The organism is Blastococcus sp. SYSU DS0669, from assembly GCF_054050895.1.
The window spans coordinates 1-18,019 of record NZ_JBJHAE010000036.1; the positions used below are offsets into that span (position 1 = coordinate 1).

An 18,019-nucleotide genomic window follows, 5' to 3' on the forward strand; every position below is an offset into this window, starting at 1 on the left:
TCCTCCCTCACGGTGTGCGGTGAGGGAGGACGCGCCGCGCTGAGGGAGGACGCAGCGGGGGACGCCGGACCGCCGCCCCCGCGAGTTGCCCGTAACTGTCCAGTAACCCCTATGGCGCCGCCTCGTTGTCCGGTCACGTCCGCCGGATCCCCGAGGAGCGCCATGAACCCGTCGTCCCGCCGTCTGCTCGGGGTGGTGTCCGGCGCCGTGGTCGCCGGCGCCCTCCTCGCCGCCCCCGCGCAGGCGGACCCCGCTCCCCCGCCCGCGCCGGTCCAGGACTTCCTGGCCGACCAGCTCGCCGGCCTGGGCGCGGCCGTCCCGACGACGGTCCTGGTCCACGGCACCGACGTCGCCGCAGCACGCGCCGCCGTCGCCGCGACCGGCATGCGCACCGTCACGGAGTACGAGCGCATCGGCGTGGTCGTCGCCTCGGGCACCGCCGATCAGGTCGAGGCCGCCCGCAGCCGGCCCGGCGTCACCTACCTCGAGGGCAACGCCCCCATCGAGTTCGCCCAGGAGACCTCCAACCTCGCCACCCGCGGCGCCGAGGCCGCCGCCACGCTCACCGGCGCGGACGGCTCGCCGCTCGACGGCCGCGGGGTCTCGGTCGCGGTCATCGACTCCGGCGTCGACCCGAACCACCCCTACTTCCGCCGGCCCGACGGCGGCAGCGCGGTGGTCGCCAACCTCAAGAGCGTCTGCCTCGTCGAGACCGCTGCGGGCCCCGACTGCGTCGTCCGCGTCCCCTCGGTGGTGGACACCGACACCCTCTCCGTCGGCGGCCACGGCACGCACGTGAGCGGCATCGTCGCCGGCCGGCCCACGACGCTGGCCGACGGCGGGCAGGTCCAGGGCGCCGCACCCGGGGCGGGCCTGGTCTCCATCTCGACCGGTGCGGTCCTGCTCATCGTCGGCGCGGACTCCGCGCTGAACTGGGTCCTGGAGAACCACGAGGCCCCGTGCGGTGACGGCGTCCCCGCCGACGTCTGCCCGCCGATCAAGGTGACGAACAACAGCTACGGCCCCTCCGGCGGAGGGGAGTTCGACCCGAACTCCGCCACGGTCAAGCTGCAGCGCGCGCTGGCCGCCGAGGGTGTGGTCACGGTGTGGGCGGCCGGCAACGACGGGGGCGACGGGTCGGCGTCGCTCACCAACCCGCCCGGGCAGGACCCGACGGGCGGCATCCTGTCGGTCGCCTCGTACTCCGACCAGGACACCGGCACCCGGGACGGCGTGGTCAGCGACTACTCCTCGCGCGGCGCGGCGGCCGACCCCTCGACCTGGCCGGACCTCTCCGCCCCGGGCGAGGGCATCACGTCGGCCTGCCGTCCCTACCTGCCGATCTGCGCGACCGGGCTGGACTTCCGCAACGGCCCGGGCCTGCTCGACGTCGGCACGTTCAACACCATCAGCGGGACGTCGATGGCCGCGCCGCACGTCGCCGGCATCGTCGCCCAGCTCTTCCAGGCCGACCCGGCCGCAACCCCGGCGGAGATCGAGGCCGCGCTCAAGGGCACCGCGTACCGGTTCGCCGACGGCGCCGCCTACGAGACCGTCGGCGGCTACGAGACGTCCTTCGACAAGGGCGCCGGCCTGGTCGACGTCGTCGCCGCCACGGAGGCGCTCACCGCCGGCTGACCCCCGGCGGCGGCGCGATGATCAGGTGAGGTGATCGTGGCGCGTCCTCCCTCACGGCCGGCGGTGAGGGAGGACACCGCGCGGTGAGGGAGGACACCGCGTCGCGGGGGGCGATCCGCCGGAAGGGCGTCCGGGCGCGCCCGTGCGGGGTTCCACGTGGAACAGGCGTGAGGTGCGCCACGATCGGCCCCGCGCGGGTGACCCCGGCCTGCGGGGGCGCGCCCGCAGGAGTTAGATCGTTGTGCATGTGCGGCCTCTGCGGCGAGATCACGTTCGACGGGACCACGGCCGACACGACCGCGGTAGCCCGCATGGTCGAGGCCCTGGTCCCCCGCGGCCCGGACGGGCAGGGATCCTGGAGCAACGGGCGGGTGGCCTTCGGGCACCGCCGCCTCTCCGTCATCGACCTGTCCACCTGCGGGTCCCAGCCCATGGTCGACAACGAGCTGGGGCTGACCGCGGTCTTCAACGGCTGCATCTACGACTACCAGGAGCTGCGGGCCGAGCTCGAGGGCCACGGATACCGCTTCTTCTCCCACAGCGACACCGAGGTGATCCTCAAGGGCTACCACCACTGGGGCACCGACGTCGTCTCGCACCTGCACGGCATGTTCGCCTTCGTCATCGCCGAGCGGGACACCGGCCGCGTCGTCATGGCGCGCGACCGGCTGGGCATCAAGCCGCTCTACCTCTCCGAGACCCCGGGTCGGCGGCTGCGGTTCGCCTCCACGCTGCCGGCGCTGCTGCGCGCCGGTGACGTCGACACCTCCATCGACCCGGTCGCGCTGCACCACTACCTGACCTGGCACGCCGTCGTCCCTGCCCCGCGGACCATCCTCAACGGCGTCCGCAAGCTCCCCCCGGCCACCGTCCGCGTCATCGAGGCCGACGGCACGAGCACCGAGCACCGGTACTGGGAGGCGCGGTACGAGCGCCGGGCCGAGCACGTGGGCTGGTCGGCCCGCGACTGGGAGGACGCGATCGAGGACGCGCTGCGCGTCGCCGTGCGCCGCCGGCTGGTCGCCGACACCCCGGTCGGCGTGCTCCTCTCCGGCGGCCTCGACTCCAGCCTCATCGTCGGCCTGCTGGCGCAGGAGGGGCAGACCGGCCTGGCCACCTACTCGATCGGCTTCGAGTCCGTCGGCGGCCGCGAGGGCGACGAGTTCGCCTACTCCGACGTCATCGCCGAGCGCTTCGCCACCGACCACCACCGCATCCGCGTCGGCTCCGACGAGCTCGCCGGCGCGCTCGGGCACGCGATCGGCGCCATGGCCGAGCCGATGGTGAGCCACGACGTCGTCGCCTTCGATCTCCTCAGCGAGCGGGTGAGCCAGACCATCAAGGTGGTGCAGTCCGGGCAGGGTGCCGACGAGGTCTTCGCCGGCTACCACTGGTACCCGCCGCTGGCGGGCGTCGGCCGCGAGGAGGCGGTGCGCACCTACGCCCGGGCCTTCTTCGACCGCGACCACGAGCAGATGCGGTCGGTCGTCTCCGACCGGTACGCGCTCGCCGAGGACCCGAGCCTGGCCTTCGTCCGCGCCCACATGTCCGCCCCCGGTGCCGAGACGGCCGTCGACGCCGCGCTGCGCCTGGACAGCGAGGTCATGCTCGTCGACGACCCGGTCAAGCGGGTGGACAACATGTCCATGGCCTGGGGCCTGGAGGCCCGGGTGCCCTTCCTCGACCACGACCTGGTGGAGCTGGCGGCGATGTGCCCGCCGGAGCTGAAGCTCGCCGACGGCGGCAAGGGCGTCCTCAAGGCGATCGGGCGGCGGATCATCCCGCCGGAGGTCATCGACCGCCCCAAGGGCTACTTCCCGGTGCCGGCGATCACCCACCTGCAGGGCAAGGTGCTCGACCTGGTCAAGGACGCCCTCTCCAGCGAGGCGGCCGCCGACCGCGGCCTGTACCGCCCGAAGTACGTCCGCGAGCTCCTCGCCGACCCCAACGGCGAGCTGACCCCGCTGCGGGGCAACAAGCTCTGGCAACTGGGCCTGCTGGAGCTCTGGTTGCAGACGAACGCGGTCTGAGGAGATGCCGATGGCACCCCGGCTCGCCGGTCACCGCCGTCGCACGGCGGTGGCCTCCACCCCGGCGATCACCAGCCGGTCGTGGAAGAAGCCGTCGGAGCACCAGGTGAAGGGTATGGCCTCCGACGTCGTCCTCGACCTCGGGTGGGGCCGGCTGGTGTTCGGGCAGACCTTCGCCGACCTGCGCGGCATCGTCCAGGCACTGCGGGCGGAGGAGACCGGCGAGCGGGACATCTGCATCTACCCCCGCGACCCGCACGTGCTGGTCGGCCTGGCGCCCGACGAGCTGTTCATCGACCCCAGCTACACCTACCGGCTGGACCTGCACCGGTACCGGCCGCGGCACGACCTCATCCGGGGCGTCTTCGTGCGCACGGTCACCTCCCGGGCGGAGATGGAGGCGATCAACGACATCTACGCCCTCAACGGGATGGTCGTCGGGGACGCCGACGTCATGTGGGACAACCACCGCACCCGGTGCTTCACCTACCTGGTCGCCGAGGACACCCGCACCGGGAAGATCGTCGGGACGGTGACCGGCGTCGACCACGGGCTGGCGTTCGACGACCCCGAGGGCGGGACGAGCCTCTGGTGCCTGGCCGTGCACAACCAGGACGCCCCGCCCGGCACCGGTGAGGCGCTGGTGCGGGTGCTCGCCGAGCGCTACGTCGGCCGCGGGCGCTCCTACCTGGACCTCTCGGTCATGCACGACAACGAGGGCGCCATCAGGCTGTACCGCAAGCTCGGCTTCGCCCGGGTCTCGGCGGTCTGCGTGAAGCGCAAGAACCCGATCAACACGCCGCTGTTCGCCCCCCGCCCGCCGGGCCTGGAACGGCTCAATCCCTACGCCCTCATCATCGCCGAGGAGGCGCTGCGCCGCGGGGTCCGCGTCGAGGTCACCGACCCCGAGTGGGGTGAGATGCGGCTGTCGCTGGGTGGCCGGTCGGTGCTCACCCGCGAGTCCCTGTCGGAGTTCACCAGCGCCGTGGCGATGAGCCGCTGCGACGACAAGCGGGTCACCCGCCGGATCATGGAGCGCGCGGGGGTGCGGGTGGCCCGCGGGGCGCTGGCCTGCGAGGGCGATCTCGGGGAGGCGACGGCGCTGCTGCGCGAGGTCGGGCAGGTGGTGGTGAAGCCGGCCCGGGGCGAGCAGGGGCGGGGCATCACCGTCGGCGTCTGCGACGAGGAGGGGCTGGCCCGCGCCGTCGACGTCGCGCTGCACTTCTGCCCCGACGTGCTGGTGGAGGAGCTGGTCCCCGGCCAGGACCTGCGTGTGGTGGTCATCGACCGGTCGGTCGTCGCCGCCGCGGTGCGGCGGCCGGCCGAGGTGGTCGGTGACGGCCGGAACTCCGTCACCGACCTGGTGCGCGCCACCAGCCGGCGCCGTGAGCGGGCCACCGGCGGCGAGTCCCGGATCCCGCTCGACGACACGACGAGCGAGGTGGTGGCCGAGGCCGGCTACGGCATGGACGACGTCCCGCCCAACGGCGAGCGGATCCAGGTGCGCCGGACCGCCAACCTGCACACCGGCGGCACGATCGAGGACGTCACCGACGAGCTGCACCCCGGGATCGCCGCCGCCGCCGTGCGCGCGGCCTCGGCGCTCGACATCCCGGTCACGGGCATCGACTTCCTCGTGCCGGACGTGGCCGGTCCCGACTACGTCTTCATCGAGGCCAACGAGCGCCCCGGGCTGGCCAACCACGAACCCCGGCCCACTGCCGAGCGCTTCGTCGACCTGCTCTTCCCCGAGACCCGCCGCCGCTCCTGACCCGGGTCAGCGGCGACGCAGGCGCCGCGTGGCGAGGGCCAGGGCGGGCCCGGCGTCCCGCCGGTCCCAGACGCTCTCGACCGCGCCCGGGAACCAGCGCAGCACCGAGACGGCGTCGGTGAGCGCGCCGCCGCGGCGCTCGGCCGCGGCCCGGCGCAGGTCCCCCGCCGTCCACAGGTAGCGCACGCCCGTGCTCCCGTCGGGCAGCTCCGGCAGGGGCAGGCCGAGCGCCTGGCGGGCCCAGGCGTCCGGGAGGTTGGGGCCGGCGGCGGTGGAGAGGGCCAAGGAGCCGAAGAACCGGCCGTTGAGGTCGATGAGCCGCAGGGTGCCCTGGTCGTCCCGCAGGAACTGCAGCTGCACGAGCCCCGACCAGCCCAGGTCCGTGAGCAGCCGGGTGGCGGCGGCGGCGAGCGCCTCGTCGACCGGCACGGTGACGGCGCGGCTGGTCACCCCGCTCGGCGTGGGCCACAGCCGCAGTGCGCGCTGCTGCACCCGGCCGTGCAGCCGGCCCTCGTGCAGCAGCCCGACGAGCGCCTCCATCTCCCCGTCGACCGGCTCCTGCAGGAGCGCCTCGAACCCCGCGTCCTCGAGCAGCGCCACCCGGGACCGCGCGCGTCCGGCGTCGGGGTAGCGGCGGGCCTCGATGCGCAGCTCCTGGCGCAGCCCCGGCTGCCAGTGGGCGCGGCACTTCACGACGACGGGCCCGGACCAGGTGGCGAGCGCCTCGGCGGTCGCCACCTCGGTGCGTGGGACCGGCACACCTGCGTCGGCGGCGCGCTGCGCGAGCCCGGCCTTGTCCAGGGCGGCGAGGGCGACGTCCGCGGGCGGGTGGACCACGACGGCCGGGATCGCCTCCGCGCAGACGGCGAGCGCGGCCATCCAGTCGTCCCCGCTGCCGAAGACGACGTCGTAGCCGCCGCCCGCGACGGCGTCGCGCACCGCCCGGACGAAGTCGTCGAGGTGACCCCGTGGCCGGGGGACGGGGTGGCTCCGCCGGCAGGACCGGGACGCGTTGACCATGCCGCCGGCGTCGGGCGTCCCGACCCCCACCTGCCAGCCGGCCCGGTCCAGGGCGCGAACGGCCGCGAGGGCTCCGCGGTCACGGCTCGAGGTGAGCACGAGCGCGCGACCGGGAGAAGGCATCGAGCAACCTTATGGCGTGCGGGAGCACTTTCGGGACGGGGTGGTGCGCGAATCCTTGGACGGGTGGCTCCGCCGCGGTTCAGCCGGCCGGGCGGCGCGCCAGGCGCCGGGCCAGGCCGCGCAGGTCGGCCAGCTCCGGCCCGCGGAGGGCGGCCAGGACGGCGGCGTAGACGACGCCGCCCACCGTCGTCCCGACGGCGATCTGGGCCGCAGCGGTCAGCGTGCCGGTCGCTGCGCTCCCCCACCACGAGAGCACCACGGCCGCGGCCAGCCCGCCGGTGGTCGCCGCGGCGGCGGCGCGCGCCGTCGTGGCCACCAGCGCCCGCGGGGTGACGGCGGCGTGCCGGCGCGCCAGCAGCGCCACCGCGAGCACCGCGGCCAGGACCAGCGAGAGGCTGGTCGAGCCCGCGAGGCCGGGGATGCCGTAGGTGACGCCCAGGGTGAGGTCGCCGACGACGTTGACGACCATCGCGGCGACGGCGACCAGCGTCGGTGTGCGGCTGTCCCCGACCGCCAGGCTGGCCCGGGAGGTGGTGGAGCGCAACGCGATGCCGAGGACCGCGGCGGCCGAGAAGGCGACCGCGGTGGCGGTAGCGGTCACCGCGGCCTCGTCGAAGTCCCCCCGCCCGTAGAGGAACTGCACGATCGGGCGGGCCAGGACGACCAGCGCGGCCACCACGGGGAGCAGCAGGGCGACGAGCATCCGCGACGTGCGGTCCACCAGCGCGCGCAGGTCGGCCCGGTGCTCGGGCGCGCCGACGGCGCTGAACGCCGGGTAGAGCGCGGCCACCACCGTCACCACGAGCAGCGCGTCGACGAGGTGGATCACGCGGAACCCGAGGCTCAGCGCGGTGATCACCCCTTCGCCCTGCGCCGAGCCCACGGCCCGGTCGACGAGCGTGTTGACGTTGAGGACCGCGCTCCCGACCAGGAGCGGCGGGGTCAGCCGCAGCACCTCGCGGACGTCGGGGTCGCGCAGCGCCAGCCGGGGCCGCAGCCGCATGCCGGCGGCCCGCACGGCGGGGAACTGGACCAGCATGCGGACGGCGGACCCGACGACGAAGCCCACGGCCAGCGCCTCGATGCCGAACCGCGCGCCGGCCCAGAGCGCGGCGCCGATCATCACGAGGTTGAACGGGACGCCCTGCAGCCCGGAGGCGAAGAAGCGGCCGTGCGCCTGGCAGGCGGCCGCGAGGATGTCGGTGGCGGCGATGAAGAGCGCGGCGACGAGCACGATCCGGGTCAGGCGCACCGTGAGCGCCGCCGTCTCCTCGTCGAAGCCGGGGGCCAGGACCGCGACCACCTGCTGGGCGGCCAGGAACATCAGCACCGACCCGGCGACCAGCACCAGCGTGCCCAGGGTCAGCACCGTGCGCACGGTGCGGTCGGCCCGGGCGCCCTCGCCCGCGGCCACCGCGCGGCTGACCGGCGGGACCACCGCGCGGGCCAGCGCGGTCGCGACCAGCGCGAGCACCAGGTTCATGACGCCCTGGGCGACGAGGTAGGCGTCGAGCTCCGCGCCCGCGCCGAAGACGGCCGCGATCACGGCGTCCCGGACGAAGCCGAGGACCTGGCTGACCGCGGTGAGCGAGATCAGCAGCGTCGCCGCCCGGGCCACCCCGCCGCGCAACGGACCCCGCCGGGTGGCCGGAGGTGTCCCGTCTCGCGTCACGGGGTCCGATCATGACGGTCGCCCGTCACCCGCGGGGACCGCACCCGCCCGCGGCCCCGGTTCCGGCGCCAGGATCAGCTCACCTGATCATGGCGCGTCCTCCCTCACGGTGGGCGGTGGGGGAGGACGCCGCGCGGTGAGGGAGGACGGCGCTCAGAGGCCGAGCTCGGCCCGGATCTCCTCGCCGTGCTCCCCCGCCCGGGGCACCCGGCCGACCGCGCCTGGGGTGCGCGAGAACCGCGGGGCGACGTCGGGCTGCCGCACGCCGTCGACCTCCACGAACACCCCGCGCTCCACGTTGTGCCGGTCCTCCGTCGCCTCCACCAGCGACCAGACCGGCGCCACGCACGCGTCGGTGCCCTCGAAGACCGACCACCACTCGGCCCGGGAGCGGGAGGCGAACGCCTGCGTGAACCGCTCCCGCAACGCCGGCCACTGGCGCGGGTCCTCCCGCCGGGGCAACGTCTCGTCGCCGGTGAGCCCGAGCCCGTCGAGCAGCGCCGCGTAGAACTGCTCCTCCAGCGCGCCCACGGCGAGGAACTGCCCGTCGGCGCAGCGGTAGACGTCGTAGAACGGCGCACCGGTGTCCAGCAGGTTGCGGCCGCGGCGGTCGGTCCACACGCCGGCGTCGAGCATCCCGTGGATCATCGTGCTCAGGACGGCGGTGCCGTCGACGATGGCCGCGTCGACCACCTGCCCCTCCCCCGTGGCCCGGGCGCGGATCAGCGCCGCCAGGGCGCCGAGGGCCAGGAACACCCCGCCGCCCCCGAAGTCGCCGAGCAGGTTCAGCGGCGGCGCCGGCACCTCGTCCGGGCGCCCGCTGGCGCCGAGGGCGCCGGTGAGCGCGATGTACCCGATGTCGTGGCCGGCGCTGTGCGCGAGCGGCCCGGTCTGCCCCCAGCCGGTCATCCGGCCGTAGACCAGGGCGGGGTTCTCCCCCAGCAGCTCGTCCGGCCCGAGCCCCAGGCGCTCCATCACCCCCGGCCGGAACCCCTCCAGCAGCACGTCGGCCCGGCGGACGAGGGCGCGCACCACCTCCAGGTCGGCCGGGTCCTTGAGGTCCAGGGCGATCGAGCGCTTGCCGCGGTCGAGGAGGGAGGTCGCGCCGAGGGAGCCCAGGAGCCCGCCGCGGCCGCCCTTGCGGTCGATGCGCACCACGTCGGCACCCAGGTCGGCCAGGAGCATGCCGCAGAACGGACCCGGCCCCAGCCCGGCGAACTCGACGACCCGCACGCCCTCGAGCGGTCCCACGGCGGCCTCCCCTGCTGCGGGCCGCGCGCGTGCGACCCTCCCGTGGGCATGCTGCCCGACGCCGCCCGGAGGAGGAGAGCCAGGTCACATGGCCTACCTGCTGGCCGCGCTCGGCGGGGCGCTGGGCGCCCTCGGGCGCTGGGGCCTGGCCGAGGCGTTCCCCCGCTCCCCCGGGGACCTGCCCTGGGCCACCCTCGCCGTGAACCTGGCCGGCTGCCTGCTCCTCGGGGTGCTGACGGCGGTCCTCGTGGCGCGTGCACCGGAGAACCCCTGGGCCCGGCCGTTCCTGGGTGTGGGGGTGCTGGGCGGCTTCACCACGTACTCGGCCTTCGCGGTGGAGGTGGTGGGGCTGGTGGACGACGGGGCAACCGGCACCGCGGCCACCTACGTCCTGCTCTCGGTGCTCGGGGGCGTCGCCGCCGCCGCGGCCGGGACGTTCGCCGGTCGCGCCGTCGCCGGGGTGGCCCGGTGACGCCGTGGCTGGTGGTCGCGGGCGCCCTGGTGGGCGCGCCGCTGCGCCTGCTCGCCGAGCGGGTCGCCGTCGCCCGGCGGGGAACCGGCAGCGTGCTGGGCACCCTGACGGTCAACGTCGCGGGCAGCGCCGTGCTGGGCCTGCTCGTGGGGGCCGCGGGCGTGCCGGCGTGGGTGACGGCGTTCGTCGGCGTCGGCCTCTGCGGCACCCTCACCACGTTCTCGACGTTCGGCCTGGAGGTCGTCCGGCTCGTCGAGGGGCGCCACGCCGGCCGGGCCGCGGCCTACGTCGTCGGCACCGTGCTCCTGGGGCTGGCCGCGGCGGCCGGTGGGTACCTGCTCGGCCGGGTGGTCTGACGGGCCTCCCCCTGGATAGGGTCTGGGACGGTATGGCGGACAACGCGGAGCAGAAGGTCGGGGCGGACAGCCCCGTCGTCGTGGTCGCCAACCGGCTGCCGGTCGACCAGGTCACCGAGCCCGACGGCAGCACGCGGTGGCAGCGGAGCCCCGGTGGGCTGGTGACGGCGCTGGAGCCCTTCGTCGCCGGCCGCGGCGGGGCCTGGGTCGGCTGGTCCGGCTCCGCCGGTGAGGCGCCCGAGCCGTTCGAGTCCGGTGGCATGTCGCTGATCCCGGTCGAGCTCAGCGAGGACGAGGTCGATCGCTACTACGAGGGCATGTCGAACGCCTCGCTGTGGCCGCTCTACCACGACGTGGTGGAGAAGCCGGAGTACCACCGGCACTGGTGGGACACCTACGTGCAGGTCAACAAGCGGTTCGCCGAGCGCGCCGCCGCCGTGGCGGCCGAGGGCGCGATCGTCTGGGTGCACGACTACCAGCTGCAGCTCGTGCCGGCGATGCTGCGGCAGGCCCGGCCCGACCTCACCATCGGGTTCTTCCTGCACATCCCGTTCCCGCCCTACGAGCTGTTCACCCAGCTCCCCTGGCGCTCGGCGATCGTCGAGGGGCTGCTCGGCGCGGACCTGGTGGGCTTCCAGCGGCCGTCCGCCGCCGTGAACTTCGTCCAGCTCTCCCGGCGGCTGCACGACCTGCACTGCCGGCGCGACCAGATCGAGTACGACGGCCGGACCGTGGTCGCCAAGGCCTTCCCGATCTCGATCGACGTCCGGGCGTTCGACGAGCTGGCCTCCTCCCCCGAGGTCATCGCCCGGGCCGAGGAGATCCGGGCCGAGCTCGGCAACCCGGCCAAGATCATCCTGGGCGTGGACCGCCTGGACTACACCAAGGGCATCAGCGTCCGGCTCAACGCCTTCGAGGAGCTGCTCGAGGACGGCGCGGTCGAGGCGCCCGACACCGTGCTGGTGCAGGTGGCCACACCCAGCCGGGAGCGCGTCGAGCACTACGTGCACATGCGGGAGACGATCGAGCAGCAGGTCGGCCACATCAACGGCGTCTACGGGTCCATCGCGGGCCCCGCCGTCCACTACTTCAACCAGTCGATGCCACGCGAGGAGCTCGCCGCGCTGTACCGGGCCGCCGACGTCATGCTCGTGACGCCCTACCGCGACGGCATGAACCTGGTCGCCAAGGAGTACGTCGCCGCGCGTGGTGACCTCCGCGGGGCGTTGGTGCTGTCGGAGTTCGCCGGCGCCGCGGCCGAGCTGCGGCAGGCCTTCCTGGTCAACCCGCACGACATCGCCAGCGTCAAGAACCAGCTGGTGCGCGCCCTGCGCATCGAGCCGGAGGAGGCGGCCAAGCGGATGCGGACCATGCGCCGGCACCTCTTCCGCAACGACCTCGAGCACTGGGCCAACTCGTTCTTCGAGGCGCTCCGGGGCCAGGCGTGACCTCCCCCGGGCTCGACGAGGCGCTGGCGGCGTTCGCCGCGCGCCGCCCGCTGCTGGTGGCGAGCGACTACGACGGCGTCCTGGCTCCGCTGGTCGACGAGCCGTCCGCCGCGGCCCCCCAGCCCGGTGTGGCCGAGGTGCTGGCCCGGCTGGCCGCCGCCGACGGCGTCACGGTGGCGCTGGTCAGCGGCCGCGGGGTCGAGGACCTGCGCCGCACCAGCGGGCTGACCGGTGACTTCCGCTGGATCGGCAGCCACGGGGCGGAGTTCGACGGCCCGCTCGCCGGGGACGACGCCGGTCGCCGGGACGCGCTCGCCGCGCAGCTGCGGCCGCTGGTCGACGGCACGCCCGGGGCCCGGCTGGAGGTCAAGCCGGCCAGCGTCGCCGTCCACGTGCGGCAGGTGACCGACCGGGCCCGGGCCGCCGAGCTGCTGGAGCAGGCCCGCCGGGCGGTGGATCCGTCACTGACGCTGAAGCCGGGCAAGGACGTCCTCGAGGTCGCCGTCACCGACGCGCACAAGGGCGCGGCGGTGCAGCGCCTCGTCGGCGAACTGGACGCCGCTGCCGCGCTCTACCTGGGTGACGACGTCACCGACGAGGACGCCTTCCGGGTGCTCGGACCCGAGGACCTCACGGTGAAGGTGGGCGAGGGCGAGACGGTGGCCCGCCACCGCGTGGCCGGGCCGGAGGCCGTGGTGGGCCTCCTCGGGGCACTCGCCGACCGGCTGGGCTGAACGCGCCGGCGCCGTGTCGCGCCGCCCGGCAGCACGACCGCACCGACCCCGGCGGTCACCGTGCGCAGCGGTGTCGACATTTCCCCGCCGCCGCACCACGAACTGCAGAAATGCGCGGGCGCGACCGATGGTGACGGATCCGGAATGTCGACGTGGCTCCATTCCCGGAGTGGTGACCGGGCGCCCGCATCACGATTACTGCAACAGCGTTTGAGATCACATCCGGCTCATGGGTGGAGTGACAACAATCAGCGAGCCGCCACACCGGCGACTCCTCTCCCCCCAGGACGGTCCCCGTGCACGCACCTGCTCCCTCCCCCGTCACCCGGCGGCGTGCCGGGTGGTTCGCCGATCGGCGCCTCGCCACCAAGTTCGGCATCCTGATCGCCGTCGTCGCCACCGCGTTCGCCGGGCTGCTGACCGCCGTGCTGGTCGGCAACGCGTCGGTGCGCGAGGCGAACACCGAGCTGGCCAACCTCAACGAGGCGCAGGAGCTGGTGCTGCAGCTGGACACCCGGGCCAGCGAGCTCAAGGTGGACGGCTTCAAGACGATCGTCCGGGACGACCCCGAGGCCCAGCTCGCCGAGCTCGCCGAGGACATCGCCACCCCCGAGGCCATGCTGGCCGAGCTGGCGACCATCCCGCTCACCGGCCCCGCCGCCGCTTCGGTGGCCGGTCTGGCCGACAGCTTCGGCGCCTACACCGACGCCATCACCGCCTGGGTGGAGCTCGCGGTCGCCGACCCGGCGACGATGCGGGGGCGCTGGGAGGAGATCCAGGCGGCGAACGACCTCTCCGACGGGGCCGTGAGCGAGGCCAAGGACGTGCTGGCCGCGGAGAGCGACGCCGCGCAGGTCCGCCTGGACGACGCCCTCGCGCAGGCCGCGACCGTCGCCGTCGTCGCGGCCGTCGTGGGCATCGTGCTCATCATCGGCCTCAGCGTGCTGACCATGCGCTCGGTGACCCGGCCGGTCGAGCGGGTCAAGCGGTCGCTGGAGGCCCTCGCCGAGGGGGACATGACCGTCGCCACGGACGTGGACTCGCTGGACGAGGTCGGCCAGATGGCGGCCGCGCTCGACACCGCCCGGACGAACCTGCGCGAGGTCCTCGCCTCGGTCGCCGACTCGGCCACCGCGGTCGCCGCCTCCTCGGAGGAGCTGAGCGCGTCGTCGGCGCAGATCTCCGCGTCGGCGGAGGAGACCTCCACCCAGTCCGGGGTCGTGGCGAGCGCCGCCGAGGAGGTCTCGCGCAGCGTGGAGACGGTGGCCGCGGGTGCCGAGCAGATGGGTGCCTCGATCCGGGAGATCTCGCAGAACGCGGCGGAGGCCTCCGAGGTCGCTGCCCGCGCCGTGACCGCCGCGGAGACGACGACGGCGACGGTGGCGAAGCTGGGGGAGTCCTCCGCGGAGATCGGCAACGTGGTGAAGGTGATCACGAGCATCGCCGAGCAGACGAACCTGCTGGCGCTGAACGCCACGATCGAGGCCGCCCGGGCCGGTGAGGCGGGCAAGGGCTTCGCGGTGGTGGCCAACGAGGTCAAGGAGCTGGCGCAGGAGACGGCGAAGGCGACCGAGGACATCGCCCGCCGGGTGCTGGCCATCCAGGGCGACACGACCGCGGCGGTCGCGGCGATCGAGGAGATCTCCCAGATCGTCGCGCAGATCTCCGACCGCCAGACCACCATCGCCTCGGCGGTGGAGGAGCAGACCGCGACGACCAGCGAGATGTCGCGGTCGGTGCAGGAGGCCGCCGGCGGTACCGGGGAGATCGCCGCGAACATCACCGGTGTCTCGACCGCCGCGGACTCCACCACCCAGGCGCTGACCCAGACCCGCATCGCGGTCGACGAGCTCTCGCAGATGGCCGCCGATCTGCGGACGACGGTGGGCCGCTTCACCTACTGACGCACACCGCACCTCGTGCCCGGGTGCTGCCCGACGTCCGTGACGTCGGGCAGCACCCGGGCCTTCGACGATTGCCGGGCGTCGAGCGCCGGCGCGGTCGAGGAGCAGTCGGCGACGACGAAGGAGAGGACTCGTCGCTGCAGGAATCCCCCTTTCGCGCCGACGCACCTCGTCGTCGCGCCTCGTGATCGAGAGGACGAGCGGAATCGCATCGCCAGGAATGGCGTCGTGACCTCAAGTCGACACGGACAATGCGGTCGGCGATCTTTCTCCCGCGCGCTGTGCGACACGGATGACAATTCGCTCGGTCTCGATCCGCCGGACCCTAGTTTTCTGGCGTCAGAACGACGAGCGCACCGATTCGGCCGAGGACGTCCGGGGACGAGCGCCATTCACCACCGCCCCGGGAGAGAAATCATGTCCGCCGCCACCACCGCACCGGGCGCCGGTCGGGCCGGCTGGTTCGCCAGCCGACCCGTCGGGCTGAAGATCGGCGCGGCCATCGCCGTGCTGGTCATCGTCGCCGTCTCGATGACCGTCATCGCGGTCACGCGCATCGGCAACCTCAGCACGGCCGCCGACCGGATCAACGGGAACGTCGTCTCCCTCGCGGAGCTCGCCAACATCCAGCGGTCCTGGCAGGGCGACCGGTCGCGCTACAACACCTACCCGCTGGCGGACCCGCAGACCCGGCAGGCGCTGCGGGCGGACCTGGCCGAGCGCCGCGCCACGATCGACGGCCAGCTCGACTCCTACGCGGCCGTGACGGTGAACACCGAGGCCTTCGAGGAGTTCCGCGCCACCGTCGAGGACTACTACGCGATCGCCGACGCCCAGCTGCTGCCGGCGGCCGACGCCGGTGACATCGCGACCGCCACCCAGGTCATCACCGGCCCGCTGCAGGACCGTTCCGACGTCCTCATGGACCAGTACAACGGGATGCAGGAACGCCGGGTCCAGGCCGGGCAGGCGGACACCGACGAGGCGCAGTCCATCGCCGAGACGTCGGTCTTCGTCCTCTGGACCGCGCTCGCCATCGGCGTCCTGGTGGCGGGGGCGCTCGCGTCCTACGTCGTCCGGCAGATCGTCCGCACGGTTCGCTCGGTGCAGGCCTCCGTGGAGGCGCTGGCGGCCGGGGACCTGACCGTCCGCCCGGACATCACCTCCGGCGACGAGCTGGGCCGGATGGCGCAGGCGCTCGCCGCCGCCCAGGACAACCTGCGCGACGTCCTGGCCTCGGTGGCCGGCTCGGCGGATGCGGTGGCGGCGAGCTCGGAGGAGCTGAGCGCGAGCTCGGCGCAGATCTCGGCGGGTGCGGAGGAGACCGCGGCGCAGTCGGGTGTGGTGTCCGGTGCCGCGGAGGAGGTCTCCCGCAGCGTGCAGACGGTGGCCGCGGGTGCCGAGCAGATGGGTGCCTCGATCCGGGAGATCGCCAGCAACGCCGCGGAGGCCTCCGAGGTGGCGGCGCGTGCGGTGACGGCGGCGGAGACGACGACGGCGACGGTGGCGAAGCTGGGGGAGTCCTCCGCGGAGATCGGCAACGTGGTGAAGGTGATCACGAGCATCGCCGAGCAGACGAACCTGCTGGCGCTGAACGCCACGATCGAGGCCGCCCGGGCCGGTGAGGCGGGCAAGGGCTTCGCGGTGGTGGCCAACGAGGTCAAGGAGCTGGCGCAGGAGACGGCGAAGGCGACCGAGGACATCGCCCGCCGGGTGCTGGCCATCCAGGGCGACACCACGGCCGCGGTCGCGGCGATCGGGGAGATCAGCTCGATCGTCGCGCAGATCTCCGACCGGCAGACCACCATCGCCAGCGCGGTGGAGGAGCAGACGGCGACGACGAACGAGATGTCGCGGTCGGTGCAGGAGGCCGCCGGTGGGACGACGCAGATCGCGGAGAACATCTCCGGGGTCTCCAGCGCGGCGGACTCCACCACCCAGGCGCTGACCCAGACCCGGTCCGCGGTCGACGAGCTGTCCCGGATGGCCGCCGACCTGCGCACCACGGTCGGCAACTTCAAGTACTAGAAGGACCCCCGTCCCCCTCACCCCTCGCAGGCTCGGGGGAGCCTCTGGACGGGGGCCGCCCGTCCCCCTCACCCCTCGCAGGCTCGGGGCGAGCCTCTGGACGGAGATGTGCCGGACTCGGGCCGGGCAGCGACCGACGCGGTCGCTGCCCGGCCGGAGCGCGTTCGGATCACCTCGGTGTTCCCCGCATTCCTGCGCGACCATTCCCGGTCGTCACCGGTCGCCCATCCCGAAATGGCGGGAAGTCGACACCGAACATGCGGTCACCGACCTTTCTCCGGCACGCCGTCCGACACGCGGGCATTTCTGTCCGTTCCCGGATCGCTGCGCCCTATCTTTCCGTCGTCACCACAGCGCCGCATGCGCGCCGGGCTCTCTCCCGCGATTCGGTGGCGCACGCACCCTTCCCCTTCTTCCCTGGAGCAACGCCATGACCGCTGCCGCCCGCACGACCCGAGCCACGGGCAGCCGTCGCACCGACCAGGCGGCCGGCCGGTCGCCGATGGCGCGGATGTCCGACCTGTCGGTCAAGACCAAGGTCCTCGGCGCCGTCTCGGTGACCGCGGCCGTCGCCGCCGGCATCGGCGTCCTGGGCATCTCCGGGATGAGCGCCGCAGCGGACGACGCCGACCGGCTCTACGCCAACAACCTGCAGGGCGCCGTGCAGGCGGCCGCCATGGACCAGTTGCTCAGCGACATGCGCGTCACCGCCCGGGACGCCCTGATCGTGGCGACGCCGGAGGAGACCCGTGCCCGGCTCGCTGCGGTGGAGGGCTACGTGGCGGAGTTCCACGAGGCCCTCGACACCTACGCGTCCGGCACCACGCAGCCGGCCAAGCTGGCCATGATCGACGAGATGACGGCGGACATCGACGCCTACCTGGCCATCCAGACCGACGTGCTCGCACCGATGGCCATCGCGGGCGACGTGCGGAGCTGGGTGACCGCGAACGCGCAGCAGGGAGCGCCCATCGGTGACGAGCTGGCCGGGGACCTGCAGGAGCTGCGCGAGATGGAGCTGCAGGAGGCGGCGGAGGCCAGTGCCGGCATCCGTGGCAGCTACGAGTCGCAGCGGACCCTCACCCTCGCGGTGATCCTGGTCGGCGTCCTCGCCGCCCTCGCGATCGGCTTCGCCGTCGCCACCGGCATCGCCCGCTCCACCCGCAAGGTGCAGGACGTCGCCGTCGGCCTCGCCGCCGGGGACCTGACCCGCTCCAGCGGCCTGACCTCGAGGGACGAGCTCGGCCAGATGGGCCGCGCCCTCGACGAGGCCATGGCGAACCTGCGCAGCGTGCTCGGGACGGTCGCCTCCTCGGCGGATGCGGTGGCGGCGAGCTCGGAGGAGCTGAGCGCGAGCTCGGCGCAGATCTCGGCGGGTGCGGAGGAGACCGCGGCGCAGTCGGGTGTGGTGTCCGGTGCCGCGGAGGAGGTCTCCCGCAGCGTGCAGACGGTGGCCGCGGGTGCCGAGCAGATGGGTGCCTCGATCCGGGAGATCGCCAGCAACGCCGCGGAGGCCTCCGAGGTGGCGGCGCGTGCGGTGACGGCGGCGGAGACGACGACGGCGACGGTGGC

Annotated in this window: 13 protein-coding genes; 10 read left to right on the plus strand and 3 right to left on the minus strand. The window is 74.1% G+C overall.

Annotation, left to right across the window (positions count from 1 at the left end; translation table 11 throughout):
- Window positions 1–162: 162 nt before the first annotated feature.
- The 3 genes from ACI792_RS20255 to ngg all read left to right on the plus strand — a co-directional run bounded on the left by ACI792_RS20255 (window position 163) and on the right by ngg (window position 5,439).
- Window positions 163–1,638: a S8 family serine peptidase gene (locus ACI792_RS20255; protein WP_456604173.1), complete on the plus strand. Its 1,476-nt coding sequence runs from the start codon at window positions 163–165 to the stop codon at window positions 1,636–1,638.
- A gap of 245 nt (window positions 1,639–1,883) precedes the next feature.
- On the plus strand, window positions 1,884–3,668 hold the full coding sequence (locus ACI792_RS20260; protein ID WP_456604174.1) for an N-acetylglutaminylglutamine amidotransferase: 1,785 nt from the start codon (window positions 1,884–1,886) through the stop codon (window positions 3,666–3,668).
- Between the two features lie 10 nt (window positions 3,669–3,678).
- Window positions 3,679–5,439: an N-acetylglutaminylglutamine synthetase gene (gene ngg / locus ACI792_RS20265; protein ID WP_456604175.1), complete on the plus strand. Its 1,761-nt coding sequence runs from the start codon at window positions 3,679–3,681 to the stop codon at window positions 5,437–5,439.
- A 6-nt stretch (window positions 5,440–5,445) separates the two neighbouring features.
- Here ngg and ACI792_RS20270 read toward each other — a convergent pair whose 3' ends face one another.
- The 3 genes from ACI792_RS20270 to ACI792_RS20280 form a co-directional block, all read right to left on the minus strand.
- Entirely contained in the window at window positions 5,446–6,582 is a 1,137-nt protein-coding gene (locus ACI792_RS20270) for an ATP-grasp domain-containing protein (RefSeq protein ID WP_456604176.1), read from the minus strand.
- A 79-nt stretch (window positions 6,583–6,661) separates the two neighbouring features.
- Window positions 6,662–8,254, minus strand: coding sequence for a murein biosynthesis integral membrane protein MurJ (murJ, locus tag ACI792_RS20275; protein WP_456604177.1), 1,593 nt, complete (start codon window positions 8,252–8,254; stop codon window positions 6,662–6,664).
- Window positions 8,255–8,407: 153 nt separating this feature from the next.
- Window positions 8,408–9,505 carry a CaiB/BaiF CoA transferase family protein gene (locus tag ACI792_RS20280; RefSeq protein WP_456604178.1) on the minus strand — a complete coding sequence of 366 codons (1,098 nt, stop codon included), beginning with the start codon at window positions 9,503–9,505 and terminating at the stop codon, window positions 8,408–8,410.
- A gap of 88 nt (window positions 9,506–9,593) precedes the next feature.
- Here ACI792_RS20280 and crcB point away from each other — a divergent pair, with 88 nt between their 5' ends.
- The 7 genes from crcB to ACI792_RS20315 all read left to right on the plus strand — a co-directional run.
- Window positions 9,594–9,977: a fluoride efflux transporter CrcB gene (crcB, locus tag ACI792_RS20285; RefSeq protein WP_456604179.1), complete on the plus strand. Its 384-nt coding sequence runs from the start codon at window positions 9,594–9,596 to the stop codon at window positions 9,975–9,977.
- On the plus strand, window positions 9,974–10,333 hold the full coding sequence (locus ACI792_RS20290; RefSeq protein ID WP_456604180.1) for a fluoride efflux transporter FluC: 360 nt from the start codon (window positions 9,974–9,976) through the stop codon (window positions 10,331–10,333). Before crcB ends, ACI792_RS20290 begins: the two co-directional genes overlap by 4 nt.
- 32 nt (window positions 10,334–10,365) lie before the next feature.
- Window positions 10,366–11,781: an alpha,alpha-trehalose-phosphate synthase (UDP-forming) gene (locus tag ACI792_RS20295; RefSeq protein ID WP_456604181.1), complete on the plus strand. Its 1,416-nt coding sequence runs from the start codon at window positions 10,366–10,368 to the stop codon at window positions 11,779–11,781.
- Window positions 11,778–12,515: a trehalose-phosphatase gene (gene otsB / locus ACI792_RS20300; protein WP_456604182.1), complete on the plus strand. Its 738-nt coding sequence runs from the start codon at window positions 11,778–11,780 to the stop codon at window positions 12,513–12,515. The genes ACI792_RS20295 and otsB overlap by 4 nt, the downstream gene beginning before the upstream one ends.
- Before the next feature lie 296 nt (window positions 12,516–12,811).
- A complete protein-coding gene (locus ACI792_RS20305) occupies window positions 12,812–14,419 on the plus strand; it encodes a methyl-accepting chemotaxis protein (RefSeq protein ID WP_456604183.1) in 1,608 nt (535 codons plus the stop codon).
- A gap of 417 nt (window positions 14,420–14,836) precedes the next feature.
- Window positions 14,837–16,447, plus strand: a complete 1,611-nt coding sequence (locus ACI792_RS20310; protein ID WP_456604184.1) for a methyl-accepting chemotaxis protein — start codon at window positions 14,837–14,839, stop codon at window positions 16,445–16,447.
- A gap of 430 nt (window positions 16,448–16,877) precedes the next feature.
- On the plus strand, window positions 16,878–18,019 hold a 1,142-nt coding region (locus ACI792_RS20315; RefSeq protein ID WP_456604185.1), incomplete at its 3' end, for an MCP four helix bundle domain-containing protein.

Coding starts and splice junctions, on each gene's coding strand:
- ACI792_RS20255 (WP_456604173.1), top strand. CDS start 163: ATGAACCCGTCGTCCCGCCGTCTGCTCGGGGTGGTGTCCGGCGCCGTG.
- ACI792_RS20260 (WP_456604174.1), top strand. CDS start 1,884: ATGTGCGGCCTCTGCGGCGAGATCACGTTCGACGGGACCACGGCCGAC.
- ngg (WP_456604175.1), top strand. CDS start 3,679: ATGGCACCCCGGCTCGCCGGTCACCGCCGTCGCACGGCGGTGGCCTCC.
- ACI792_RS20270 (WP_456604176.1), bottom strand. CDS start 6,582: ATGCCTTCTCCCGGTCGCGCGCTCGTGCTCACCTCGAGCCGTGACCGC.
- crcB (WP_456604179.1), top strand. CDS start 9,594: ATGGCCTACCTGCTGGCCGCGCTCGGCGGGGCGCTGGGCGCCCTCGGG.
- ACI792_RS20295 (WP_456604181.1), top strand. CDS start 10,366: ATGGCGGACAACGCGGAGCAGAAGGTCGGGGCGGACAGCCCCGTCGTC.
- ACI792_RS20310 (WP_456604184.1), top strand. CDS start 14,837: ATGTCCGCCGCCACCACCGCACCGGGCGCCGGTCGGGCCGGCTGGTTC.